The sequence below is a fragment of the Enterobacter asburiae genome (assembly GCA_011754535.1).
GTDB classification, from domain to species: Bacteria; Pseudomonadota; Gammaproteobacteria; order Enterobacterales; family Enterobacteriaceae; genus Enterobacter; species Enterobacter cloacae_N.
The window spans coordinates 2585078-2609491 of record JAAQVN010000001.1 but is presented as its reverse complement, the minus strand read 5'-3'; the positions used below and the strand labels follow the sequence as shown (position 1 = coordinate 2609491).

General features: G+C 56.8%; 21 protein-coding genes. 13 read left to right on the top strand and 8 right to left on the bottom strand.

The features are described from left to right. The first annotated feature begins 24 nt into the window (after positions 1-24). The 3 genes from HBM95_12295 (at position 25) to HBM95_12285 (ending at position 1136) form a co-directional block, all read left to right on the top strand. Positions 25-447, top strand: coding sequence for a VOC family protein (locus HBM95_12295; GenBank protein NIH43713.1), 423 nt, complete (start codon positions 25-27; stop codon positions 445-447). Positions 448-512: 65 nt separating this feature from the next. Then, positions 513-710: a hypothetical protein gene (locus HBM95_12290; GenBank protein NIH43712.1), complete on the top strand. Its 198-nt coding sequence runs from the start codon at positions 513-515 to the stop codon at positions 708-710. 3 nt (positions 711-713) lie between these two features. Then, complete coding sequence (locus tag HBM95_12285) at positions 714-1136, top strand: GFA family protein (GenBank protein ID NIH43711.1); 423 nt, start codon at positions 714-716, stop codon at positions 1134-1136. A 478-nt stretch (positions 1137-1614) separates the two neighbouring features. Here HBM95_12285 and ompC read toward each other — a convergent pair whose 3' ends face one another. Then, positions 1615-2724, bottom strand: coding sequence for a porin OmpC (gene ompC, locus HBM95_12280; protein NIH43710.1), 1110 nt, complete (start codon positions 2722-2724; stop codon positions 1615-1617). Positions 2725-3112: 388 nt separating this feature from the next. Beyond that, positions 3113-6637 carry a pyruvate:ferredoxin (flavodoxin) oxidoreductase gene (gene nifJ / locus HBM95_12275; GenBank protein ID NIH43709.1) on the bottom strand — a complete coding sequence of 1175 codons (3525 nt, stop codon included), beginning with the start codon at positions 6635-6637 and terminating at the stop codon, positions 3113-3115. 271 nt (positions 6638-6908) lie between these two features. Here nifJ and HBM95_12270 point away from each other — a divergent pair, with 271 nt between their 5' ends. Beyond that, entirely contained in the window at positions 6909-7175 is a 267-nt protein-coding gene (locus tag HBM95_12270; GenBank protein NIH43708.1) for a DUF333 domain-containing protein, read from the top strand. Here the strand turns inward: HBM95_12270 and hslJ are convergent, their stop codons facing one another. From hslJ to HBM95_12250, 4 genes are all read right to left on the bottom strand, one after another. Further along, positions 7176-7613 (bottom strand): heat shock protein HslJ, encoded by a 438-nt coding sequence (gene hslJ / locus HBM95_12265; GenBank protein ID NIH43707.1) that lies wholly within the window; start codon positions 7611-7613, stop codon positions 7176-7178. Between the two features lie 126 nt (positions 7614-7739). Beyond that, on the bottom strand, positions 7740-7868 hold the full coding sequence (locus HBM95_12260) for a DUF2474 domain-containing protein (GenBank protein ID NIH43706.1): 129 nt from the start codon (positions 7866-7868) through the stop codon (positions 7740-7742). Beyond that, positions 7868-8878: a cytochrome d ubiquinol oxidase subunit II gene (gene cydB / locus HBM95_12255; protein NIH43705.1), complete on the bottom strand. Its 1011-nt coding sequence runs from the start codon at positions 8876-8878 to the stop codon at positions 7868-7870. The genes HBM95_12260 and cydB overlap by 1 nt, the downstream gene beginning before the upstream one ends. After that, a complete protein-coding gene (locus HBM95_12250) occupies positions 8878-10278 on the bottom strand; it encodes a cytochrome ubiquinol oxidase subunit I (protein NIH43704.1) in 1401 nt (466 codons plus the stop codon). Before HBM95_12250 ends, cydB begins: the two co-directional genes overlap by 1 nt. 391 nt (positions 10279-10669) lie before the next feature. On the opposite strand from HBM95_12250, the gene HBM95_12245 reads away from it, so the two are divergent. The 9 genes from HBM95_12245 (at position 10670) to HBM95_12205 (ending at position 19188) form a co-directional block, all read left to right on the top strand. Beyond that, complete coding sequence (locus HBM95_12245; GenBank protein ID NIH43703.1) at positions 10670-10858, top strand: cold-shock protein; 189 nt, start codon at positions 10670-10672, stop codon at positions 10856-10858. A gap of 82 nt (positions 10859-10940) precedes the next feature. Then, positions 10941-12350, top strand: coding sequence for a PLP-dependent aminotransferase family protein (locus HBM95_12240; GenBank protein ID NIH43702.1), 1410 nt, complete (start codon positions 10941-10943; stop codon positions 12348-12350). Between the two features lie 271 nt (positions 12351-12621). Beyond that, positions 12622-13767, top strand: coding sequence for an ABC transporter substrate-binding protein (locus tag HBM95_12235; GenBank protein ID NIH43701.1), 1146 nt, complete (start codon positions 12622-12624; stop codon positions 13765-13767). A gap of 17 nt (positions 13768-13784) precedes the next feature. Continuing rightward, positions 13785-14798 carry an ABC transporter ATP-binding protein gene (locus HBM95_12230; GenBank protein ID NIH43700.1) on the top strand — a complete coding sequence of 338 codons (1014 nt, stop codon included), beginning with the start codon at positions 13785-13787 and terminating at the stop codon, positions 14796-14798. A gap of 1 nt (position 14799) precedes the next feature. Next, positions 14800-15744, top strand: a complete 945-nt coding sequence (locus tag HBM95_12225; GenBank protein ID NIH43699.1) for an ABC transporter permease — start codon at positions 14800-14802, stop codon at positions 15742-15744. Then, complete coding sequence (locus HBM95_12220; protein ID NIH43698.1) at positions 15734-16540, top strand: ABC transporter permease; 807 nt, start codon at positions 15734-15736, stop codon at positions 16538-16540. The genes HBM95_12225 and HBM95_12220 overlap by 11 nt, the downstream gene beginning before the upstream one ends. A gap of 24 nt (positions 16541-16564) precedes the next feature. Then, the gene (gene patD / locus HBM95_12215; GenBank protein NIH43697.1) at positions 16565-17989 is read left to right on the top strand and encodes an aminobutyraldehyde dehydrogenase; all 1425 of its coding nucleotides are present in this window, start codon (positions 16565-16567) and stop codon (positions 17987-17989) included. Positions 17990-18172: 183 nt separating this feature from the next. After that, positions 18173-18346 carry a GhoT/OrtT family toxin gene (locus tag HBM95_12210; protein ID NIH43696.1) on the top strand — a complete coding sequence of 58 codons (174 nt, stop codon included), beginning with the start codon at positions 18173-18175 and terminating at the stop codon, positions 18344-18346. An 86-nt stretch (positions 18347-18432) separates the two neighbouring features. After that, on the top strand, positions 18433-19188 hold the full coding sequence (locus HBM95_12205; protein ID NIH43695.1) for an alpha/beta hydrolase: 756 nt from the start codon (positions 18433-18435) through the stop codon (positions 19186-19188). Between the two features lie 71 nt (positions 19189-19259). On the opposite strand, the gene HBM95_12200 is transcribed toward HBM95_12205, so the two are convergent. Continuing rightward, positions 19260-21434: a virulence effector SrfC gene (locus HBM95_12200; GenBank protein NIH43694.1), complete on the bottom strand. Its 2175-nt coding sequence runs from the start codon at positions 21432-21434 to the stop codon at positions 19260-19262. Then, complete coding sequence (locus tag HBM95_12195; protein ID NIH43693.1) at positions 21431-24412, bottom strand: virulence factor SrfB; 2982 nt, start codon at positions 24410-24412, stop codon at positions 21431-21433. The genes HBM95_12200 and HBM95_12195 overlap by 4 nt, the downstream gene beginning before the upstream one ends. Positions 24413-24414: the final 2 nt, after the last annotated feature.

The following is a 24414-nucleotide window of genomic DNA, read 5'->3' as shown; positions in this document are numbered from 1 at the left end:
TTAATAGAGGAGTAACATCTTAAAATGAAAGACATTGACGTAGGATTCACTCATGTTGCGTTTATGGTCCGGGATCTGGAGAAGAGCGTTGCTTTCTACCGCCGATATGCCGGGATGGAGGTCATCCACTCGCGTGAGCCCGATCTTCCCGATGTCCGCAAAGTGGCGTGGCTGACTGACCATACGCGTCCTTTTGCGCTGGTTCTGGTGCAGTCTGACAACGTGACCGATACGCCGCTGGGGCATTTTGGCCACCTTGGGATTGCCTGCGCCACGCGCGAAGAAATTGACAGAAAAACCGCGATGGCCATCGAAGAAGGAGCGTTACGGAAAGCACCGGAAGATCTGGGCGATCCCGTTGGGTATTATGTATTCTTTGCCGATCCCGATGGAAATACCTTAGAGCTATCGTACGGCCAGCGCGTCGGGCTGACAGCGATTCAGTGAATACGGCCTGACGCTGCTTTTTTAAAAATCCTGCTACGCTTGTTTGTTGTATCAGGAGCATGAGTATGAAGAACAAAGACGAACAAACAGGATTAGTGGGGCTGGCGATTGGTGCCGCCGTTATTGGGCTGGTTTCCGCCCAGAGACCGATCGATCGCGACAGCATTGTTGAAGAGCTGGTCAGGCTCGGCAGGCAGAAAGGCGATGGTGTAGAAGATGAGGTTTTCGTTAAGGCCGCCGAGTTGGTGAGAAAAGGGGTCTAACCGATGACAGATATTCGTCATGCACAGTGCCATTGTGGCGCGGTGGCATTTTCCGTCGAACTCACGGACGGTTTTAATACTGCGCGGCGCTGCAGTTGCTCTTTTTGCCGCATGCGGGGCGCAGTTGTGGTCTCTGCACCGTTGTCGGGTATTACCGTGACAAGAGGTGAGGATAAGCTGACGGAGTACCGGTTCAACACGGGGACGGCGCGGCATTTCTTCTGCTCGGTCTGTGGGATATACACGTTCCATCAGCGTCGCTCTAACCCAAATGAATACGGCGTCAATGTGGCCTGTTTTGAAAATGTGTCGCCGTTTGATTTCCCCGAAGTGACGGTGATGGACGGCGTGAACCATCCGAGCGATGGTGAAAGCGGCGTTTTTGGATACCTCTCGTTTCGCAAAAAAGAGAGCAATATAGGTTGATTACCGCCTGGCCAGGATCTGTTCACACTGGCTATAGTGGGAAGTGGTTAACTGAAACAGGAGACATTATGCTCTGTGTTGAAAAAGACGATCCGCGCGAGGCCCCCGAATCAGGGGATAAAAAACCTCAACCCGTGAAAAAGTAACGCTCGAAATGCGTATGACCGCCACCGGCAAAGCTGGTGGCTTTTTTCTGGGAATAACTGTTAATGGCGATCCAGATGGTTTAACAGCGTGCCGAGATGCCCGACAATATCGCGAAAATCAAAGATCAACGCCATCCATAAACACGCCAGAAGAGTCAGTATGGTAACGGATATGCGGCCAAACAACGCTATCATCCTTAGTGAAGAAGGGGATATGCGCGCAGTCTAACCCGTTTTCTTTCAACTTATCCTCAACAATACCGAAATAAAGCGCTCTTTTGAGACGAAAATCAAAAAAGAATGAGCCCGCATAACGCTGCGGGCTCTGACCATCAGAACTGGTAAACCAGGCCTAATGCAACGACATCGTCGGTGCTGATGCCGTTGTTTTTGTAGAAGCTGTCATCTTCATCCAGCAGGTTGATTTTATAATCAACATAGGTGGACATGTTTTTGTTGAAATAGTAGGTTGCGCCTACATCTGCATATTTCACCAGGTCCTGGTCGCCCTGACCTTTACCCAGGTCTTTACCTTTTGACTGCAGATAAGAAATTGCCGGACGCAGACCGAAATCGAACTGGTATTGCGCGGTCACTTCGACGTTCTGAGTTTTATTCGCCACGGCGTCGGTGTTATCACCATAAGGCGTCATGTTACGGGTTTCAGAATACATGGCGGCCAGATAGATATTATTGGCGTCATATTTCAGGCCAGCTGTCCAGGCATCTGCTTTGTCACCGCCCGCAGTGGTATGCGTAACCTGGTCGTTGGTACGGTCAGATGAGGCGTAGGCGGCACCGGCGCTGATCCCCATGCCGAAATCATAGGTTGTAGAAATACCGAAGCCGTCGCCATTCTCATGACGCGTGTCGCGGCCGTTGTTGGTGCCTTCCTGATTGTTGCTGGCATCTTCATTGTTACCCTGATACTGCAGCGCGAAGTTCAGGCCCTGCACCAGACCATAGAAATCAGTGTTACGGTAGGTTGCCACGCCGTTAGCGCGCCCGGTCATAAAGTTATCGGCATAGGTGTAAGAGTCGCCGCCGAATTCAGGCAGCATATCGGTCCAGCCTTCCACGTCGTACAGCACGCCGTAGTTACGGCCATAATCGAAGGAACCGTAATCGCCCACTTTGACCCCCGCGAAGGCCAGACGCGTCCAGGACTGGTTATCAGACCCTTCGGTATTATTTGCCTGAATGTTATATTCCCACTGCGCGTAGCCGGTCATCATGTCGTTAATCTGCGTTTCACCTTTGAAACCCAGACGCATGTAGGTTTGATCGCCGTCTTTAGAGGCATCATCGGAGAAATAGTGCAGACCATCCACTTTTCCGTACAGATCCAGTTTGTTGCCGTCTTTATTATATATTTCTGCCGCATGCGCGGCGCCAGCCATTAACAGAGCCGGAATCATCAGAGCCAGTACTTTTCTTTGCATAGTGATATTCCTTTGCAGTTGTTTTTATTTGATTACCTGTTGAACTTCCCGAATAAGAAAGTTGTCTCATGCTAAATCACTCCTGTGGAATAGTAATAAAATAGAATTGTTACGAATTAAGTAAAATCTAAACCAGATAAAACTGCGGAAATGGTCATTTGCTTGATGAATGAGTTAAAATAAACCATATTAAATAAAAATTATTAATTAGCGGTTAAATCAGGTAATCTCTGCCCCGTTATATGCCTTTAAGATTATTTATCCATAATTATCGTGAATGTCTTTTGGGAAACTAAAGAGAGATTCATTAATTATCTGGATTAGCCCGATGTGAAAACATCGGGCTTTTTTTATGGAAAAAAATGCCCGGACGAGCCGGGCATAGGGTTTAGTCGCTGGTGGATTTTTCGGCTTTTCCTGCCAGCTGCGCCAGGAAGTCATACCGTTTTTGCAGATCCGCGGCGGCGTCTTGCCAGAGCTGCTCTGCCACCTCAGGCTGCTGCGCATTCAGGCGGCGGAAGCGCTGCTCCTGCATTAGCGTCTCTGCCAGGGCATCGGACGGCGGACGCGAATCCAGCGCCAGCGGTAATTTCCCCTCATCTGCACGACGCGGATCGAACCGGTAGAGCGGCCAGAAGCCGGTGGCCGTCAGTTGACGCATCTGATCGTGGCTGAGGGCCAGGTCGTAGCCATGCTCTTCGCACGGGCTGTAGGCAATTATCAGCGACGGACCCGGATACGCTTCCGCTTCCTGGATCGCTTTCACCGTCTGGTTAAGCTGCGCGCCCAGCGAGATTTGCGCGACGTAAACGTGGCCGTACATCATCATGCTCACGCCCAGATCCTTACGCGCCTTGCGTTTACCGTGCTCACCGAATTTCGTGACGGCGCCCAGCGGCGTGGCTTTCGACGCCTGACCACCGGTATTGGAATAACACTGCGTATCCAGGACCAGAATGTTGACGTTTTCGGTCAGGCTCAATACGTGATCCAGCCCGCCAAAGCCGATGTCGTAAGCCCAGCCGTCGCCGCCAATCAGCCAGATCGATTTTTCGACCAGGGCATCAGCGTCGGTCAGAAGCTGTTCAGCCCCGGCCACCCCCTGAAGGGCGTGACGCAGCTCGGCCACTTGCTCGCGGCGCACCTCGGGCGTGGCGTCAGCGTGTAGTGCGGCATTGAGCTCGGCAGGGATCAGCCCGGCAAACTGCTCCAGCAGGCGCATCACGCGCGCGCGGTGCTGGTCAACCGTCAGGCGGAAGCCCAGGCCAAACTCGGCGTTATCTTCGAACAGAGAGTTTGCCCATGCCGGACCGCGCCCATTCGCATCGGTGGTGTAAGGCGTGGACGGTAAATTACCGCCGTAGATCGATGAGCAGCCGGTGGCATTGGCAATCAACATCCGGTCGCCGTACAGCTGGGTAAGCAGCTTAATATACGGCGTTTCGCCGCAGCCGGAGCAGGCACCGGAGTACTCGAACAGCGGCGTAATCAGCTGCGACGTACGAATATCAATGCGCTCCAGCTTGCTGCGGTCGATTTCCGGCAGGTTCAGGAAGAAGTCATAGTTCACTTTTTCTTCTTCAACGTGCTCAAGACGCGACATCATATTGATGGCCTTGATGTCCGGGTTCTGCCTGTCTTTCGCCGGGCAGACCTCAACGCACAGGTTACACCCGGTGCAGTCCTCCGGTGCGACCTGCAGAACGTATTTCTGGCCGCGCATGTCGCGGGATTTTACATCCAGCGAGTGCAGGCTGGACGGGGCATCTTCCATCGCTTCCGGCGACACCACTTTGGCCCGAATGGCCGAGTGCGGGCAGGCCGCGACGCAGTGGTTGCACTGGGTACAGAGCTCTTCTTTCCAGATGGGGATCGCTTCGGCGATGTTGCGTTTTTCCCAGCGCGTGGTGCCCATCGGCCAGGTTCCGTCCGGCGGCAGCGCAGAGACGGGCAGGGCGTCACCCAGCCCGGCCAGCATCGCGGCCGTCACGGTTTTCACGAAATCAGGTGCCGCATCCGAGACCACCGGAGGGCGATTCGGGCTGGCGTCATTTACCGGCTGCAGCGGCACCTCGAACAGTGACTCGCGCGCCAGCGCCAGAGCCTGCCAGTTACGCTCTACCAGCTCCTGGCCCTTGCTGCTGTAGCTTTTGGCGATGGCCCCTTGCAGTTCCACCAGCGCGCTGTCGCCCGGCAGGATATTGGTCAGATGGAAGAAGGCCATCTGCATCACGGTATTGATACGCGCGGCCAGGCCACATTCGCGGGCAATTTTCGCCGCGTTGACGACATAGAAACGGGCTTTTTTCTGGTTCAGCACCGTCTGTACTTCCTGCGGCAGGCGCGTCCAGACCTCATCGGCGCTGTAAGGCGTGTTGAGCAGGAAGATACCGCCGGGCTTCAGGCGCTCGGCCATCTGATACTTGTCGATAAACTGCAGCTGATGGCAGCCAACAAAGTCGGCCTGAGAAATAAGGTAGGCAGAGCGGATAGGCTGCTCGCTGACGCGCAGGTGAGAAACGGTCAGACCGCCGGCTTTCTTGGAGTCGTAGACGAAGTAACCCTGCGCGTACCACGGCGTTGAATTGCCGATGATCTTGATGTTGTTTTTGGTCGCCGAGACGCTGCCGTCGCTGCCCAGACCGTAGAACAGCGCCTCAAGTTTGGCGGTCGAGGGCAGGGTGTTTTCCGGCAAGGGCAGGGAAAGATTTGTCACGTCATCATAAATACCCACCGTAAAGCGCGGCTTGGGTTTTGCTTCCCTTAGCTCGTTAAACACGGCCAGCACGCAGTCCGGCCCAAACTCTTTGGAAGACAGGCCATAACGACCGCCGATAACGCGCGGTAGCGTTTCACGTTCGCCGTTATTAAAGGCTTCAGCGAGGGCGGTCATCACGTCCAGATAGAGCGGTTCCGCGTGTGCGCCCGGCTCTTTGGTTCGATCGAGCACCGCCACGGTACGCGCGCTTTCTGGCAGCGCAGCGAGCAGATGTTTAGCCGAGAACGGACGGTAGAGACGCACTTTAAGCACGCCGACCTTTTCGCCGCGGGCCAGCAGCTCGTCAACGACCTCTTCACAGGTGCCGATAGCAGAACCCATCAGCACAATCACGCGCTCGGCCTGCGGGTGGCCGTAGTATTCGAACGGTTTGTACTCGCGTCCGGTTGCGGCGGCAAAGTCGTTCATTGCCTGCTCGACATGGTCATAAACCGCGTTGTACCACGGGTTTGTGGCCTCACGGGACTGAAAATAAGTATCCGGATTTGCCGAAGTCCCGCGGATAACCGGGTGCTCCGGATTCAGGGCGCGGGCGCGATGCGCGTCGATTTCCGCCTGCGGCAGCAGATCCAGGATAGTCTCGTCCGCCAGCGGGACGATTTTGTTGATCTCGTGAGACGTACGGAAACCATCAAAGAAGTGAATAAACGGAACGCGGCTTTTAAGCGTGGCGATATGCGAAATTAAAGCAAAGTCCTGGGCTTCCTGAACGCTGCTGGCGCACAGCATCGCACAGCCGGTCTGACGCACGGCCATCACGTCGGAGTGATCGCCAAAAATAGAGAGTGCGTGGGTGGCCACAGTACGCGCCGCGACGTGCAGGACGAAGGGGGTCAGTTGACCGGCGAGTTTGTACAGCGTTGGGATCATTAACAACAATCCCTGAGAGGAGGTAAACGACGTGGAGAGCGCGCCGGTTTGCAGTGCACCGTGGACCGTGGCAATTGCTCCCGCTTCGGACTGCATTTCAACCACTCTCGGAACATCGCCCCAGACGTTTTTTAACCCATTCCCCGCCCAGGCATCCGCCTGCTCGGCCATGGTAGAGCTTGGCGTGATCGGATAGATGGCGATAACTTCACTGGTGCGAAACGCGACTGAGGCAACTGCACCATTACCGTCAATAGTTTGCATAGGACGACACCCTTACATTGCGCAAAAACAGAGAGGCTGTCATAAGGCGACCAGCCCTGAATATTATCTCTGTAGTCTAGCAAACAGGGGGTTTTACGATTTTCGCTTTTGTGTCCTCAGTATTCTCACCATCAATGGTTAGATCAAACTTAGGGCGAAAAAATTGCGAGAAATTGTTTCAGTAGCGCATAAATACGCACTTCCGCTCTCGACGACACGGGATGTGATGCCTATTATGCTTAGGTTTCGCACTATTTACGGGGAAGAGAGCATGCGTTCAGCATTTTGGGTAGGGTGTGCCGCGTTATTGTTGTCGGCATGCAGCAGTGAACCTGTTCAGCAGGCCACGGCGGCCCACGTGGCGCCGGGAATGAAAGCGGCAATGTCCAGTTCAGGCCAAGCCAACTGTGCCATGATTGGCGGCTCGCTGTCCGTTGCCCGCCAGCTTGATGGTTCGGCGATCGGGATGTGCGCCTTGCCAAACGGCAAACGCTGCAGTGAACAGTCGCTTGCCGTTGGAAGCTGCGGTAGCTACTGATTACTCCGCGCGCTTAAACATCAGCGTCTTATCGGCCGTTGCCAGCGTCAGCTGGTCTTCAGTCAGGTCGACCTGCGCCCCTTTGCGCAGCATGTCGCCGATGGCCTGATCCAGCTCGTTAAGCTGCGGTTCGGTACAAAGTTTGCGGGTCATCGCCAGCGTTTTAACTTTTAGCTCACCTTCGGACAGCTTTCCCTGCCCGTTGAAGCGGTTACACATCTGGCCGGAAACGCTAATGTTATCAACGAGGCTGATATCGGGAAGCGCGTTAAAAGCGATCTCAGGCTGCGCGGTCATCCCCTTCACGGCTTTGCCGTCCACGTTTTCCAGCACAAAACGGTGGCTCTTCAGCTGATCCGGCTGAACAGATGCTTTGCCAGGATTAACGCAGCCGCTAAGGACAAGGCTGATAACACTTAACGCAATGAGCTTTTTCATTTTTCTTCTCAAATTATAAATTCTGTGAATCTTTTACCAGTGTAACGATACTCTGCGGTGCGTTAATGGGGTTTATCTGAAAGTGCGGGGTGGTGCCGGGCAACGCAGGGCTGCCCGGAATGAAGTTTAATGAGATTTAAACCCGGCAGCCGTCATCAGCATACGGAAGAGCATACTGACCGCTGCCAGCGCCAGTACGCTGCCGCCCCAGATAATGGCCAGCCACAGCAATCTTTTCCAGACAGGTTGTTGCATCAGTGATAACCCTCCCCAGGCTGAACTTTGCCGCGAAAGACGTAGTAGCTCCAGAAGGTGTAGACCAGAATGACGGGAATGATCAACAGCGCGCCCACCAGCATAAAGCCCTGGCTTTGCGTCGGGGCGGCGGCCTGCCACAGGGTGATTGACGGCGGTATGATATGCGGCCAGATGCTGATCCCAAGCCCGCTAAAGCCGAGGAAGATCAGCCCCAGCGTCAGAATAAACGGACGAGTATGGCTATCAGGATTACTCAGGCAGCGCCACTGGTAGAGGCTAAACATGACGACCAGGGCAGGGACCGGCAGCAGATAAAACAGATTCGGCAGCGTAAACCAGCGCGCCGCGATGGCCGGGTGCGCCAGAGGCGTCCAGAGGCTGATCGCCGCGATAAACGCCAGCAGCACGATTAACAGCGTTTTCGACACCTCACGCATCCGCTGCTGTAGTGCGTTTTCGCTTTTCATCACCAGCCAGGTCGAGCCTAACAGCGCGTAGGCCACCACCAGACCCGCGCCGCAAAACAGGCTGAACGCGGTAAACCAGTCAAAGGGGCCGCCGGTATAGGCCCTGCCTGTCACGGTAAAGCCGTTAATGACGGCACCCACCGTCACGCCCTGGGTAAAGGTCGCCAGAACGGAACCGCCAATAAACGCCTTATCCCAGAAAGGACGGTGGGCCGGCGTGGCTTTAAAGCGAAACTCAAATGCCACACCGCGAAAAATAAGTCCGATCAGCATTAACGTCAGTGGAATAGTGAGGGCATCAACGATCACCGCATAGGCCAGCGGAAACGCGCCGAACAGGGCAGCACCGCCTAGCACCAGCCAGGTCTCATTGCCGTCCCAGACCGGCGCGACGCTGTTGACCATCACGTCGCGATCGTCGGCGTTTTGCGTTGCCGGGAACAGAATACCGATCCCCAGATCAAACCCGTCCATGACGATATACATCAACGTGGCAAAGACGATGATGACAAACCAGATAATGGAAAGATCGATACCCATTATGGCTGCTCCTTCTGTTCAGTTGTGACGGCAGAAAGCGGGCGCGTCGGGCGTCCGTCGGCCTCGGTGGCGAATGATTCATACGGCTGTGGCCCTTTTCGGATGAGGCGCACCATATAGCTGTAGCCCACGCCGAATACCGAGGTGTAGACGACGAAGAAGGCCAGCAGGCTCACGCTCATATGCAGATCGCCATGGGCAGAAACCGCATCCTTCGTTCGCTGAAGCCCATAAACCACCCACGGCTGGCGGCCCACTTCGGTGGTGACCCATCCGGCCAGAATGGCAATCAGCCCGGATGGTCCCATCAGCAGCGCAAACCACAGGAACGGACGTGAAGAATAAACCCGCTTTTTATAACGCAGCCAGAGCGCCGCTACCCCAAGCAGCAGCATCAGCATCCCTAAGCCCGCCATAATGCGGAACGACCAGAAAACGATGGTGGAATTAGGGCGATCCTCCTTTGGAAACTCTTTGAGCGCAGGGACCTGTTTATCCAGGCTGTGCGTCAGGATAAGACTACCCAGCGCCGGGATCGCCAGTCCAAAGCGAGTGCGCTCCTGCTCCATATCCGGCCAGCCAAACAGCAGCAGGGGGGTAGGCTCGCCCGGCGGGTTTTCCCAATGGCCTTCAATGGCGGCAATCTTGGCGGGCTGGTGCTTTAAGGTGTTCAACCCGTGCATATCGCCAACCAGGGCCTGGAGGGGGGCGACAACCAGCGTCATCCACAGCGCCATCGAAAACATCGCCCGGATGGCGGGGGTATTATTCCCGCGCAGCAGGTGCCATGCCGCGGATGCACCGACAAACAGGGCGCTACTCAGGAATGCAGCAATCGACATATGCAGCAGGCGGTAGGGGAAGGAGGGGTTAAATACCACGGCGAACCAGTCCACCGGCACGACCTGACCATTGACGATCTCGTAGCCCTGCGGGGTCTGCATCCAGCTGTTCGAGGAGAGGATCCAGAAGGTGGAGATAATGGTGCCCAGCGCCACCATGCAGGTGGAGAAGAAGTGCAGACCTGGCCCCACTTTATTCCAGCCGAACAGCATCACGCCGAGGAACCCGGCTTCGAGGAAGAAGGCGGTAAGCACTTCATAGGTCAGCAGCGGGCCGGTAATGCTGCCCGCAAACTGTGAAAAGCCGCTCCAGTTGGTGCCAAACTGGTAGGCCATCACCAGCCCGGAGACCACGCCCATGCCAAAGTTGACGGCGAAAATCTTCGACCAGAAATGGTACAGCGAGCGCCAGACCGGATTTTTTGTTTTCAGCCACAGCCCTTCGAGCACGGCAAGATAGCTTGCCAGGCCGATGGTGATGGCCGGGAAAATAATGTGAAAGGATACGGTGAAGGCAAACTGTATCCGTGCAAGGTGAAAAGCATCTAAACCAAACATGCACAGCCTCAATGTCAAACGGTGTGCTGTTATGGTATAGGGGCAAAGATCGGAGGAGCAGACGCAGAAAAGCGAATTTTAACCATAACAGTTAGCGTAAATTTCACCCTTTAGCCATCTGATATACCTCGCAGTTGTGGAATAAAAATATTCTTTTTATGATTTTTACGCATTAAACTGCTTGCTATGTCGTCACCGCCGTGCGTTAATGGTCATCTGGTTTTGAGTCCAAATAAATATCTGACGTAGTTTTATAAAGCAGTTCTCATCACGTTGTGCCTCTCCGCAGCCTCTCTTGGGTCTTTATCTACATTCCGATTAGTTTTGTTTAAAACCATTATGCCCAATCGGCCCATTAGTAATTTACGTTTTTACGTTTCAGGAGAATCCTATGACTTCTTATATCCATTTTCGCTGCCCATGCTGCCATGGTTCGCAGTACCGTACCTCAGCCTTTGACGTGTCTGAGAAAAACCCGTTTGGCGCGAAATGCATTTTTTGCAAATCGCCGATGATTACGCTCGACCACCTGGCCGCCGCACGCTCTGCTCAGAGCCACGTGACCGAATACCGTAAGTAATTCATCTTCCAGACTATAACAGTTAGCAAAATCTTCTCTTTTTCTCCTGCTGATATACACTGTCGGCAATAAGGAGAATCTGATGAAAAAATACCAGCGTCTGGCGCAACAAATTATCTCGCAGATTGAGCTTGGCGTATGGCTGCCGGGCGATAAGCTGCCTTCCCTGCGAGAGCAGGTGGCAAGCAGCGGCATGAGCTTTATGACCGTTGGCCACGCGTATCAGATGCTGGAAAGCCAGGGGCGCATTGTCGCCAGGCCGCAGTCGGGCTATTACGTTGCCTCGCGCCCGACCGCACAACAGCCTGCGCCGCCTGCCCAGGTGATGCGTGATGAAGCGGTAGATATCAACACCTATATCTTCGAGGTCTTACAGGCCAGCCGCGATCCGTCCGTTGTTCCTTTCGCTTCCGCCTTTCCCGACCCCCGACTTTTCCCGCTTCAGCAGCTCAACCGCTCGCTGGCAAACGTCAGTAAAACCGCTACCGCAATGAGCGTGATTGAGAACCTGCCGCCCGGTAACGCTGAACTCCGTCACGCCATTGCGCGCCGCTACGCGCAGCAGGGGATGAACATCTCGCCGGACGAAATTGTCATTACCGCAGGCGCCCTTGAAGCCCTGAACCTGAGTTTGCAGGCGGTGACAGAGCCAGGAGACTGGGTGATTGTCGAAAACCCCTGTTTCTACGGCGCGCTGCAGGCGCTGGAGCGCCTTAAGCTAAAAGCGTTGTCGGTCGCCACAGACGTGCGGGAGGGTATTGATTTGAATGCGCTGGAACAGGCGCTGAACGACTACCCGGTAAAAGCCTGCTGGCTCATGACTAACGGCCAAAACCCGCTTGGCTTTACGCTGAGCGCGGAGAAAAAAGCGCGTCTGGTCGCGCTCCTGACGAAGCACAACGTCACCCTGATCGAGGACGATGTCTACAGCGAGCTCTATTTTGGCCGGGAAAAACCCCTTCCGGCGAAAGCCTGGGACCGGGAGGAGATGACGCTGCACTGTTCCTCCTTTTCAAAATGCCTGGTGGCCGGTTTTCGCATCGGCTGGGTGGCGGCAGGAAAACACGCGCGACGCATTCAGCAGCTGCAGCTGATGAGCACCTTATCAACCAGTTCTCCCATGCAGCTGGCGCTGGTGGACTACCTGGCGACCAAGCGCTACGACGCCCATCTGCGCCGCCTGCGACGCACGCTCGCCGAGCGGAAACAGCAGGCCTGGCAGTCACTTCTGCGCCATATGCCTGCCGGCGTCAAAATTCACCACAACGACAGCGGCTACTTTTTATGGCTGGAACTTCCGGCGCAGCTGGACGCGGGCCTGCTCAGCGAAAAGGCCTTAACGCACCACATCAGCATTGCGCCTGGAAAGATGTTTTCCACCTCTGACGCGTGGACGCCGTTCTTCCGCTTTAATACGTCCTGGGCATGGGGCGAGCGGGAAGAGCAGGCGGTCATTCAGTTAGGTAAATTAATTAGCACGATGCTGGAATAATCCTTCCCTCGTTATTTAAATAATCATTTCTTATCCTGACGACGGCACGGCGAATATTTTTCGGTGCCGTATCATATGAAATCTGCATACCGGCCTTCGCGTCTAACTCCTTGTCTATAATCCAGTTAACGGGGAATGCGTCCTCGGTCACACCTTGATGAAATTTCCTTAAGCCGAACGGTGCGGCGCATACGTGCGGTCTACGTTTAATAAGGGAGATATTTTTACGGCACGGCTGCCGCTAAATTTCATTGCGACAGGAGTAACCCTTATGAGCAAAAAATTTGCCCGCAGCAGCCTGTGCGCGCTCGGCATGACTATCATGACCGCGCAAGCCGCAGAACCACCAAAGGCCATCGGCGACGGGGAAGGTCGTCTGGATATTATCGCCTGGCCGGGATACATCGAACGCGGACAGACGGATAAAAATTATGACTGGGTCACCCAGTTTGAAAAAGAGACCGGCTGTGCGGTCAACGTCAAAACGGCGGCCACGTCCGACGAAATGGTCAGCCTGATGGCAAAAGGCGGATATGACCTGGTCACCGCCTCAGGTGACGCCTCCCTGCGCCTGATCATGGGCAAACGCGTTCAGCCGATTAACCCCGAGCTTATCCCTAACTGGAAAACCCTCGACCCGCGCATCGTGAAGGGCGAGTGGTTTAACGTAGGCGGCAAGGTCTATGGCACGCCGTATCAGTGGGGGCCAAACCTGCTGATGTACAACACCAAAACCTTCCCGACGCCGCCGGACAGCTGGAGCGTAGTCTTTACCAAACAGGATCTGCCGGACGGTAAAACCAATCAGGGACGCGTGCAGGCGTACGACGGCCCGATTTATATCGCCGATGCCGCGCTGTTCGTTAAAGCCACGCAGCCGCAGCTGGGTATTAGCGACCCGTACCAGCTCACTGAACAACAGTATGCCGCCGTGCTCAAGGTGCTTCGTGACCAGCATGCGCTGATCCACCGCTACTGGCATGACACCACCGTCCAGATGAGCGACTTCAAAAACGAAGGCGTCGTAGCCTCCAGCGCCTGGCCGTATCAGGCGAATGCCCTGAAGGCTGAAAACCAGCCCGTTGCCACCGTCTTCCCGAAAGAGGGGGTAACCGGCTGGGCGGATACCACCATGCTGCACGCGCAGGCAAAACACCCTATGTGCGCCTACAAATGGATGAACTGGTCGCTCACGCCGAAAGTGCAGGGCGATCTGGCGGCATGGTTTGGCTCGCTGCCCGTCGTGGCTGAAGGATGTAAGGCCAGCACGCTGCTGGGCGACAAGGGCTGCGCAACCAATGGCTATAACTATTTTGACAAAATCATGTTCTGGAAAACCCCCATCGCGGAAGGCGGTAAATATGTACCTTACAGCCGCTGGACGCAGGATTACATCGCCATTATGGGCGGCCGTTAATCGTCCGGGAGCTGAACATGACGTACGCAGTAGAGTTTAACAATGTTTCCCGGCTGTACGGCGACGTGCGGGCGGTGGATGGGGTCACCATTGCGATTCATGACGGGGAATTTTTCTCCATGCTGGGGCCTTCTGGCTCCGGCAAAACCACCTGCCTGCGTCTGATTGCCGGCTTTGAGCAGCTGTCAGGCGGCACGATTTCTATCTTCGGTAAAGAGGCGAGCGAACTGCCTCCCTGGGAGCGGGATGTGAACACCGTCTTTCAGGACTACGCGCTGTTCCCACACATGTCGATCCTCGATAACGTCGCCTACGGGCTGATGGTCAAAGGCATCGACAAGAAAAAACGCCATGCGCAGGCCCGTGATGCGCTGGAAAAAGTGGGCCTGAGCTTTGCCGTCGCCCGCAAGCCTTCGCAGCTTTCCGGCGGCCAGCGCCAGCGTGTTGCCATTGCCCGGGCGCTGGTGAATGAACCGCGCGTCCTGCTGCTCGACGAGCCGTTAGGCGCGCTCGATCTCAAGCTGCGGGAACAGATGCAGTTCGAGCTGAAGAAGCTTCAGCAGGAACTCGGCATCACCTTTATTTTTGTCACCCACGATCAGGGCGAGGCCCTATCCATATCAGATAGGGTCGCGGTGTTCAATAACGGGCGCATCGAGCAGGTGGACACCCCGCGCGATCTCTACATGCGTCCGCGCACGCCGTTTGTCGCCAGTTTTGTCGGCACCTCTAACGTCTTCGATGCGGGTCTGGCGCAGAAAATATGCGGCATGGAAGGCAGCTATTCCCTGCGTCCGGAACATATTCGCCTTAATGAGGGCGGAGACGTTCAGGTTCAGGGCGTCGTGCAGGCCGTTCAGTATCAGGGGGCCGCCACGCGGCTGGAGCTGAAGCTCGCCGACGGTGCCAAACTGCTGGTAAGCCAGGCCAACCTCAGTGAAACTTCGCCGCTGAGCGGCATTGCGCCGGGGCAGGCGGTCACGGCGTCGTGGTCACGCGAGGCGATGATTCGCCTGCAGGAGGAGAGGTGAAATGGCTATGAGCGTTGCGCATCCTCCCGTCTCCCGCAGCCGCGTAAGCCGCGTGACGGCTCTGTTCTGGCGTAAACCGTCGCTCGGCCTGTTTCTGCTCCTGCTCGCGCCGCTAATGTGGTTTGGCATCGTCTATCTGGGATCGCTTCTTACCCTGCTGTGGCAGGGGTTTTACACCTTTGACGATTTCACCATGGCCGTCACGCCGGATCTGACCCTGGCGAACATTCAGGCGCTTTTCAACCCGGCAAACTACGACATTATCCTGCGCACGTTGACGATGGCGATTGCGGTGACGATTGCCAGCGCCATCCTGGCACTCCCGATGGCCTGGTACATGGCGCGATACACCCGCGGCAGGTGGAAAGCATTCTTCTATATCGCCGTGATGCTGCCTATGTGGGCAAGCTACATCGTCAAAGCCTACGCCTGGACGCTGCTGCTGGCGAAGGACGGGGTGGCGCAGTGGTTTCTTAATCATATGGGGCTGGAGCCGATCCTGACCTCGATCCTTACGCTACCCGCGATTGGCGGCAACACCTTGTCCACCTCAGGGCTGGGACGGTTTCTGGTCTTCGTCTATATCTGGCTGCCGTTTATGATCCTGCCGGTTCAGGCGGCGCTGGAACGTCTGCCTGCCTCGCTGCTGCAGGCCTCAGCCGACCTCGGCGCGCGCCCGCGCCAGACCTTTCGCTACGTCGTTCTGCCGCTGGCGATCCCGGGTATTGCGGCAGGTTCAATATTCACTTTTTCCCTGACGCTGGGGGATTTCATCGTTCCGCAGCTGGTAGGCCCGCCGGGCTATTTCATCGGTAACATGGTCTACTCGCAGCAGGGTGCCATTGGCAATATGCCCATGGCCGCCGCGTTCACGCTGGTGCCCATCGTGCTGATTTCACTCTATCTGGCGTTCGTGAAGCGTCTGGGAGCATTCGATGCACTCTGAACGCGCACCGCTGTTCCTGAAAGTGGCCGCCTGGGGAGGGGTTATCTTCCTGCACTTCCCGCTGCTGATTATCGCGACCTATGCCTTTAATACCGAAGACGCGGCCTTCAGCTTTCCGCCGCAGGGGCTGACGCTGAAGTGGTTTAGCGCGGCGGCGGGTCGCGGCGATATTATTGAATCCGTGACGTTGTCACTTCAGATTGCAGCGCTATCCACCGCGATAGCCCTTGTGCTTGGCACGCTTGCTGCAGCGGCGCTGTGGCGAAGCGAGTTTTTTGGTAAGAACGCGATCTCGCTGTTGCTGCTGCTGCCGATTGCGTTACCGGGGATCATCACCGGCCTGGCGCTGCTGACGGCCTTCAAAACAATCAACCTGGAACCAGGATTCTTTACCATCGTGGTTGGGCACGCCACCTTCTGCGTGGTGGTGGTGTTTAACAACGTGATTGCCCGGTTCAGACGCACCTCCTGGAGCCTGGTGGAAGCGTCGATGGATCTCGGGGCCGACGGATGGCAAACCTTCCGCTATGTGGTGCTGCCCAATCTGGGTTCCGCGCTGCTGGCCGGGGGAATGCTGGCGTTTGCCCTGTCGTTTGACGAGATAATCGTCACAACGTTTACGGCGGGACACGAGCGCACGTTACCGCTGTGGTTGCTCAATCAGCTTGGTCGTCCGCGCGACGTGCCGGTCACCAACGTGGTAGCACTGCTGGTGATGCTGGTGACAACTATCCCCATTCTGGGAGCCTGGTGGCTAACCCGCGACGGCGAGAACATCGCCGGCAGCGGGAAATAACAGTGATTTCAACAGGACAATGCTATGCAAACACAACTGCTGATAGAGGGAAAGCTGGTAACCGGAGAGGGAGAAAAACAGCCGGTCTATAACCCGGCCACCGGAGAGGTGCTGCTGGAGATTGCTGAAGCGTCTGCGGCACAGGTCGACGCGGCGGTTCATGCGGCCGACCGTGCATTTGCGGCATGGGGGCAAACCACGCCGAAAACCCGCGCCGAGTGCCTGCTGAAGCTGGCGGATGCGATTGAAGCGCATGGGGAGGACTTTGCCCGGCTCGAATCCCTCAACTGCGGCAAGCCGCTGCACTGCGTGCTGGGCGATGAAATTCCGGCAGTTGTCGACGTTTTCCGTTTCTTTGCCGGGGCCGCCCGCTGTCTGAACGGGCTGGCAGCCGGTGAGTACCTTGACGGGCACACGTCTATGATCCGCCGCGATCCGGTGGGCGTGGTTGCCTCTATTGCCCCCTGGAACTACCCGCTGATGATGGCGGCCTGGAAGCTGGCCCCCGCGCTGGCGGCAGGGAACTGCGTGGTGATTAAGCCCTCAGAAATCACACCGCTGACCGCGCTGAAGCTGGGAGAGATGGCAAAAGATATCTTCCCGGCAGGCGTTCTGAACGTCCTGTTTGGTCGCGGTAAAACGGTGGGCGACCCGCTTACCGGCCATGAGAAAGTCCGTATGGTCTCACTGACCGGATCAATTGCTACCGGGGAACATATCATTGGCCATACCGCGTCCTCCATTAAACGCACCCATATGGAGCTGGGTGGTAAAGCGCCGGTTATCGTGTTTGATGATGCCGACCTGGATGCGGTTGTCGAAGGGGTGCGGACGTTTGGTTTCTACAATGCCGGGCAGGATTGTACGGCGGCCTGTCGTATTTATGCTCAGAAGGGCATCTATGCCCAACTGGTGGAAAAGCTGGGCGCAGCGGTTGCCAGCCTTAAAATGGGTGTCCCGGACGATGCCTCTACCGAACTGGGACCGCTCAGCTCGGCTGCCCATCTTTCACGCGTCTGGCAGGCCGTCGATGAGGCGAAAGCGCTCGGCCATATTCGCGTTGTCACGGGCGGGAGCAAAAAAGAGGGGGCGGGCTACTACTTCCAGCCAACCCTGCTGGCGGGGGCAAAGCAGGACGACGCCATTGTTCAGCGAGAGGTGTTTGGCCCGGTGGTGAGCGTTACTGAATTTGACGACGAGGCGCAGGTGCTGGCCTGGGCGAACGATTCGCAGTACGGCCTGGCGTCATCGGTCTGGACCAAAGACGTGGGCCGCGCCCATCGCCTGAGCGCGCGCCTGCAGTACGGCTGCACTTGGGTGAATACCCACTTTATGCTGGTGAGCGAAATGCCGCACGGCGGCATGAAGTTATCCGGCTACGGCAAAGATATGTCGGTGTACGGGCTTGAGGATTATACGGTCGTGCGGCATGTCATGATCAAACACTAGGCCCATCTTGCCTGGTCGCTTGTGCGGCCAGGCCTTCCTGTTTTTCACTATGAGTGTTACACAAGATACTCAATTGTTATTATCCGTAATTTTTAAGTGGTTATTCTGTAACGAAAAAACTTGATCTGTGTCAACATATGACGCATATTGCGTGCGGTTATTTTTTCGGCTCTGGTATACAGAATGACGTTGTATCAAAAGATGTTGGTTTTTTACGCAATCATGGCTTCCATCTGCGCATTAATTACCTGGTTCCTTTCTAAAGATCGCAAGCGCATTCGCCTGCTTAGCGCGTTTCTGGTAGGGTCGACCTGGCCGATGAGTTTCCCCGTTGCGCTGCTGGTCTCGCTTTTCTGAAGCATCCTTCCATTTTTAAACGATGAATATGGCATTCCAGTTATGATGACTGTATAAATAAACAGTGCATCGTAAAAGGAGTGCTTATGAACAGTTTTTACTCGCAGCATGCGGGTTGCACCGTGCGCTGGCATGATTTGCCCGGCTCTGGCGATCCCGTAGTCTTCATCCACGGATTGGGCTGCGCCTCTTCCTATGAATATCCCCGCGTCGTTTGTGACCCGCTGTTTGGCGCGCGCAGTGCGATTCTCATCGATTTGCCCGGCTGCGGTTACAGCGATAAACCTGACCATTACAGCTATAAAACCACCGACCAGGCACGCGTTGTGGCGGAACTGATTGACCATCTTCAGCTGGATGCCTTTTGGCTATATGGCCACAGCATGGGCGGCAGTATTGCTATCGAAACGGCAGGGCTGCTGGCAGCACGCATAAAGGGATTGATGGTGTCAGAGCCCAATTTTCATGCGGGCGGGGGCATGTTCAGCCGATCTATTGCAGCGCAAACTGAACAACAGTTTCTGGAACAGGGCTATAACGCCATGCTCGGCGCAGAAACCACCGCGTGGGCAGGGTGCCTGAAGAGTAACGCGTCATATGCCGTCTGGCGGGGCGCATCGAGCCTGGTGGCGGGCGTTGAGCCGGACTGGGAAACCCAATTTTTGTCGCTGCCTTGCCCGGTAACGTTGATTTTCGGTGAGCTCTCACTGCCGGATGATGATGTAGACAATCTGAAGCAGAAGGGCGTTGAGGTAAAAATTATCCCTGCGGCGGGGCATTCCATGTCGTGGGAAAACCCGTCCGCATTGGCAAAGACGTTAGCCGAGTGTATGGCGGCGTGATTATTGTGCAGTTTATTATCGTTGCGGAATGTTGGCCGGGTAAGCGCAGCGCCACCCGGCAAAAAAGGCGGCTACATGATTAAAGTCCGTAGTGCCCGACGTGCGTCAGGCTGAACATCATGCGGAAGCTGATAATCAATATTCTCTATTGCCCGGCTATAGAGTGCGACCAGCCAGTCGTAAACGTACGCGGTGGCCGCATGGACCGGCTGTTCCCCCAGACGCGTCAGGCGCGGTGCGTCACTGCTGACGACGGGCGTAACAAAGATTGCCTGACCTTTGCGGATGCGGCTTGCGGGGCGCTCTGCTGCAGGTGACTGATCGTAACCCAGCCAGCCAACGAAATTCCCCATCACGGCGTGCAGCTGCGCCGCGCTGCTTTTATCCGCTTCGACAATTCGCTGAAGCTGTTGCGGCAGATTAAGCCGATAGCTGGTTACCACCAGTACATCCGCGATTTGCTGCAGTACCGCAGGCTCCAGCCCAAGACGGGCGGCCGTAGCTTCATTGCGGCTCCACTGGCGCAGATGATTTATCCATACTTTGTGCGCCAGACGCGCGTTGTCTTTTGTCTGGAACCGTCCTGCGCTTTCCTGGGCGTTATCGGCGAACAGATCGATGGTGTCCGTAAACAGTCCGTTCACCTGCTCCTCGCGCGGCTGCTGAACGGCGAGCAGCGTTTCAAAGGCTTTCAGCGGCGGGAGCAGGCCCTCAAGCAGCTCGCCGTGACGGGCAGCGCTGCTTTGCAGCGTGCGCACCATGTTTTCGGCCTGAGCGCGTCGCGTACCCGGTTCCTCAACCAGCGGCGCCAGGTAGCTTTGCATCAGCGACGCGATCTCCTGCCGCAGCAGGTTTTTCAGCGTGCCGAGACGCTTCTGCCGCTGTGCGGGTAGCGTAGCCTGAGACAACCACTCAATGACGCGCTGCATGCTGTGGCTGTCCAGCGCCTGCAGTGTTCCCCAGCGCAGGCCAGGCTTGCCAAGCAGATGCTGTACGGCTTCATCGAGATTCTGTCGGGTGGTGAAGCGAGCGTCATGCGGGGTGATCGCCCACACCAGACCCGGCAGGGCAGACTCCTCGGCAGGCTGGGTCTCTTTTACCCAGTTAGTTAACACTTTTGCTTTTTGGGCAGTCTGCTCGTGCTGCGCCGTCGCATTGCAGATCACCAGCACATCCGGCTGGAGCTGCTGGCGGTAATGTTCAAGCAACCACTGGCATTTAGCCTGTACTAAAGGATCGGCACTGCGGTCTTCAAAGACCGGAATGTCAATGATATCAACATTATCCAGCGCTCCGTTCTCAACCGGCAAGGCCAGCTCGCGGGTCAGGAAGGCAAGCACGTCGACCGGGATGCTGATGGCGTTGAGCATTTCACCGTTGTTCAGCGGATGCAGCAGCGTCTCCTGAGCCTCCTGCTGGGTTAAGGTGCCGTGCGTCAGGAAGCCTTCGCCGGGCAGGCCAAAGCTGTCCACCAGCAGGCTCAGCGGCGCAGCCAGCTCGCTGGCATGGCTGGTCTGATGCAGCACGTGGGCAAGCTTCAGCCACTGCTGGGTTAACTCCTGCTGCTCGCCCCACAGCAGCGACCAGACGCTGGCGCGGGTGCTGAGATCGAGCGATGGCACCAGCTGGGCAAACTCATGCCACAGGGCATCGTCAATTTGCTGTTTCGCGGCGGGTACGGTGCTTTGCCAGAAGCGGGCAATCGCACCCACTTCCTGAGCGGTGATGCCGGGAACGCCCTGCGGCTGGCGCAGGCCGCGCCATTTCTCCAGACGCGTCTCAATGACCGTTTTATCCACCGCGCGCATCTGCGGGTGCAGCGTCGTGCGGGCAATAAACAGCTGTACCAGTTCGGCCTCGGTGACGAGGCTCAGACGTAGCGGAAACGCCTCATCCGCTACCTCCGGGATGTCGCGGGTGAAGCGCACGGCCATGTTGGTCAGGGCATGTCCCGGATTGATATGCGAAAAATAGTCAAAGGTGCGCTGGCCCGGCGTCACGTTCAGGCGCCCGTTACCGCTGCCGCACAGCGACAGCAGCAGGTGTGCTTTGGCGCTCTGAGAATGACCGTAAAGCCCAATGCTGCTACGGCGGGTCAGGGCGCGTTCAATGGCCTGCTCCCGCGCCTGCGCCGTGTTGATGCGAGCAAGCAGGGCGTCAGCATCGTTATCCAGCACAGGGGCGTTCAGGCGCGTCTCGTTAATCCACTCGATTAAGGCCTGAGTGGTGGTCGTCGTCGCTGTCATTTCAGGTATACGCTCCCGCTGTCGATCCAATAGTGGCTGCCGCTGTGTCGGCGATCGGCCAGAGTATTCAGTTTGAAGGTTAACGCGTCAGGCGCTACCGGCGTGCCGTCCTGTAGCCAGGCATCGCTCAGCTCGAAGGCCTCCGGGCCCTCCTGCTTGCTGCCGCCGCAGAGCTTAAGCCGCACGTTCAACACGCCGTCGCCGGCAATCGCTTTTGCCAGCTCAGCCGAGTTGATGCTGAGCGTATAAAGCGGCGTAGCGGGCCAGCGCGCGTTTGCCAGCTGGCGGAAGCCGAGGGTGACGTTGCCGCGCAGCGGGAAGTGCAGACGCGCGTCGAGCTTCGCGCCCGGCTTATCCAGGTCGATATCCTGATACCAGACGTTTTCCTCGCGCAGGGTATTGACGGTGTTATCCAGCACGCCGAGATAACGCACGGTGGAATACGCGCCAATGTCCGCGGCTTTAAAGTTGAAGCGCGGCAGACGCAAATCGAGCGCCAGGCTGCAGAGCATGGCCCCCACCGCGGCGGTCGATTTCGGGTTGCCTATGCGCCCCTGCTGGCTGAACGGATACCACTCGTGCACCTGGTATTTATCCAGCCAGACGATGCGATTAACCGGCACCGGCTGCAGGTGACGAATCAGCGCCTGAACGCCCGGCAGGCAGCCTGGACGCCCGGTGATCAGCAGAATATCGCAGCTGTAATGGGAAATCGCTTCACACACAGCGTGGAGCGGCGAGGTCAGCGTAAACTGACCGGCCAGCATTGCATCCTGCATTTCGCGGAAATTCACGTGCAGCGGCACGGCGAACAGGTCGAAGGCTTCTGAGCCCGCCGGCAGGGCATGATCGATCGCCTGCTGGAGATAATTCATCACGTTGCGGGTCGGCTTCTGCGGCAGCAGATCGCCGAAGGTGGCATGCAGGCCCGCCAGCGGATCGTCAACGTCACTGGCTTCCCAGGCAGATAGAATGGCGTGGCCAATTGGCATAAAGAGCTGAAGTGCCGTTTGCTGGCGCAGTACCGCCTGGGTATCAATACGTCCGGAGTCGCCGAACAGCGACGCCATCAGCAGCGAGGCGTCAGCAATGCCGGATTTCTGCAGCTGCGTTTGCAGGGCGGGCAGGACATAGCGCTGAATCACGTCCAGCAGGGTATCGTCGCCCGCCACTTTAAACCCTTCGCGGAACAGCAGCTGCGGGGTAATTTTGACGTTATTACCGGAGCCGTCATCAAGCTGGTAGTGGGTGATCGCCATATCCGTGGTGCCGCCGCCGATGTCGATAGAGGCGACGCGTAATGCGCGGTCCGGCTGCACCCCCGGCTCGGGTTCACGATCCGTGCGGGCGAGGGAGGCGAAAAAGGCTTCCGTCTGGCCGCCAAAACGGGAGATCGCTTCGTTATACAGCCAGACCAGCTGACCACAACTGGCTTCATCCCACTCCATCTGGATCTCAGGGACCGGCACCACGCTTTTTTCCTGCTGCTTGCGGGTGGCAAAATCTTCATCCTGCGGGTGCCACCCCATCGCTTTCCAGACGATGGCAATGGCTTCAAACATGCGGCGACGGAATATCTCGCGCTCCTGCTTCGGCATAGCCGAGGGCAGGGTCAGGATCAGCGTGCGCAGCTGGCGCGGCGAGGCCGGGAAGCCCAGCCGCAGGCGCGTGGCAACGCTGTTGATCTGACCCAGCGCCTGCGCCAGCAGCTCGCACAGCATGTGCGTCATCAGCGTGCTGCGGCTGTACTGCGGCGAAAAGACCGGCAGCCGTTCGTCCTGCGGTAGCGTAAACAGCGGCTCACCGTCATCGTTCATCAGGTTCATCAGCGGAAACGCCGTGGCGAGCGGTTCACGCTGGGTTTTGCCGTTCATCTGGCTAAAGCGCCAGTCCTGCACGACCGGTGTTTCATCCCACAGGTAGCGACGCGGGCTGGAGATGCCGCTATTACCTTCGGTTCCCAGACGCTGCATCGCCAGCTTGCGGGCTTCATCACCCACGCGAACAATCGACGGCCAGACAAACGCATCTTCGCGACCGCTTTCCACCGAGAAGTGCTGTTTACCAAAGCGCGCTTCGGAGAACTCAAGACGGCTGGTGAACAGAGGCTCGTTGAGGAACTGCGGCTCGCTTAACGAACGAACCTGCAGCTCGGCGGTCTGCCGAAGCCCATCGTTTGCATCACCGTGGTCTTCAATAATCACGCCGCAGGTATGGGTGTTGCCCACGTCGAGGATCAGGTCGACCGGAATGGCAGGCGTGCTGAGCGTATGGGTGACAAATTTCACTTCCGGCACGGTGAGCTGTTCGCCAAGCATGGTCAGCAGGTTGAGCCAGTGGGCCTGATATTCAAAACTGCGCATCGCCTGATGCAGGTCTCGTTCAGAGCGGTTTTCAACGCCCTCGGCATACTGGGTAAACGCCTCGCGCAGCCAGCCGTCAATCCAGGTCTGGTCGAGGAAGCTTTCAACCTCATTATCCCGCCAGGCCAGCGCAAAGCGGGTTCCGTTCAGAATATCGTTTTCAACCGGCGACAGGGCGGAGGTGGCATGTTCCGCGATCTGGCTGTCGAGCGCGAGGGTGACGCGGTGCGTGTTGCCTGCCGTGTCGGGCTTATCGAGCTTGCGCACCTGAACGCGCGCCCAGTTATCCGGTCCTTCCACAAAGGTCCGCGGTGGGTTAAAGCGCAGGAAGGGAACGGGAAGCCAGACGCCGTCAAGCACGGCAAGGGACTGATGCAGCGGGATCGTCGTTTCCGGTTTAACCACTTCAGGCTGCCCGCCGTTCGTCCCCGGCAGGGTATAGCGCCCGTTCACCAGGTCGAAATCGAGTCGCAAAAGGGGGCCGTTCGCGGTTTTACGTACGAAGCGTCCGTTGCTGGCGGTGTCCTGCGGTGTCAGACCGAAATCCAGGAACTGCACGCCGCTGTTGGCAATAAGCGTGACGCTTTGTTTATAGTCGCAAAGATTTACCAGCATAG

Coding starts and splice junctions, on each gene's coding strand:
- HBM95_12295 (NIH43713.1), top strand. CDS start 25: ATGAAAGACATTGACGTAGGATTCACTCATGTTGCGTTTATGGTCCGG.
- HBM95_12290 (NIH43712.1), top strand. CDS start 513: ATGAAGAACAAAGACGAACAAACAGGATTAGTGGGGCTGGCGATTGGT.
- HBM95_12285 (NIH43711.1), top strand. CDS start 714: ATGACAGATATTCGTCATGCACAGTGCCATTGTGGCGCGGTGGCATTT.
- ompC (NIH43710.1), bottom strand. CDS start 2,724: ATGCAAAGAAAAGTACTGGCTCTGATGATTCCGGCTCTGTTAATGGCT.
- nifJ (NIH43709.1), bottom strand. CDS start 6,637: ATGCAAACTATTGACGGTAATGGTGCAGTTGCCTCAGTCGCGTTTCGC.
- HBM95_12270 (NIH43708.1), top strand. CDS start 6,909: ATGCGTTCAGCATTTTGGGTAGGGTGTGCCGCGTTATTGTTGTCGGCA.
- hslJ (NIH43707.1), bottom strand. CDS start 7,613: ATGAAAAAGCTCATTGCGTTAAGTGTTATCAGCCTTGTCCTTAGCGGC.
- HBM95_12260 (NIH43706.1), bottom strand. CDS start 7,868: ATGCAACAACCTGTCTGGAAAAGATTGCTGTGGCTGGCCATTATCTGG.
- cydB (NIH43705.1), bottom strand. CDS start 8,878: ATGGGTATCGATCTTTCCATTATCTGGTTTGTCATCATCGTCTTTGCC.
- HBM95_12250 (NIH43704.1), bottom strand. CDS start 10,278: ATGTTTGGTTTAGATGCTTTTCACCTTGCACGGATACAGTTTGCCTTC.
- HBM95_12245 (NIH43703.1), top strand. CDS start 10,670: ATGACTTCTTATATCCATTTTCGCTGCCCATGCTGCCATGGTTCGCAG.
- HBM95_12240 (NIH43702.1), top strand. CDS start 10,941: ATGAAAAAATACCAGCGTCTGGCGCAACAAATTATCTCGCAGATTGAG.
- HBM95_12235 (NIH43701.1), top strand. CDS start 12,622: ATGAGCAAAAAATTTGCCCGCAGCAGCCTGTGCGCGCTCGGCATGACT.
- HBM95_12230 (NIH43700.1), top strand. CDS start 13,785: ATGACGTACGCAGTAGAGTTTAACAATGTTTCCCGGCTGTACGGCGAC.
- HBM95_12225 (NIH43699.1), top strand. CDS start 14,800: ATGGCTATGAGCGTTGCGCATCCTCCCGTCTCCCGCAGCCGCGTAAGC.
- HBM95_12220 (NIH43698.1), top strand. CDS start 15,734: ATGCACTCTGAACGCGCACCGCTGTTCCTGAAAGTGGCCGCCTGGGGA.
- patD (NIH43697.1), top strand. CDS start 16,565: ATGCAAACACAACTGCTGATAGAGGGAAAGCTGGTAACCGGAGAGGGA.
- HBM95_12210 (NIH43696.1), top strand. CDS start 18,173: ATGACGTTGTATCAAAAGATGTTGGTTTTTTACGCAATCATGGCTTCC.
- HBM95_12205 (NIH43695.1), top strand. CDS start 18,433: ATGAACAGTTTTTACTCGCAGCATGCGGGTTGCACCGTGCGCTGGCAT.
- HBM95_12200 (NIH43694.1), bottom strand. CDS start 21,434: ATGACAGCGACGACGACCACCACTCAGGCCTTAATCGAGTGGATTAAC.
- HBM95_12195 (NIH43693.1), bottom strand. CDS start 24,412: ATGCTGGTAAATCTTTGCGACTATAAACAAAGCGTCACGCTTATTGCC.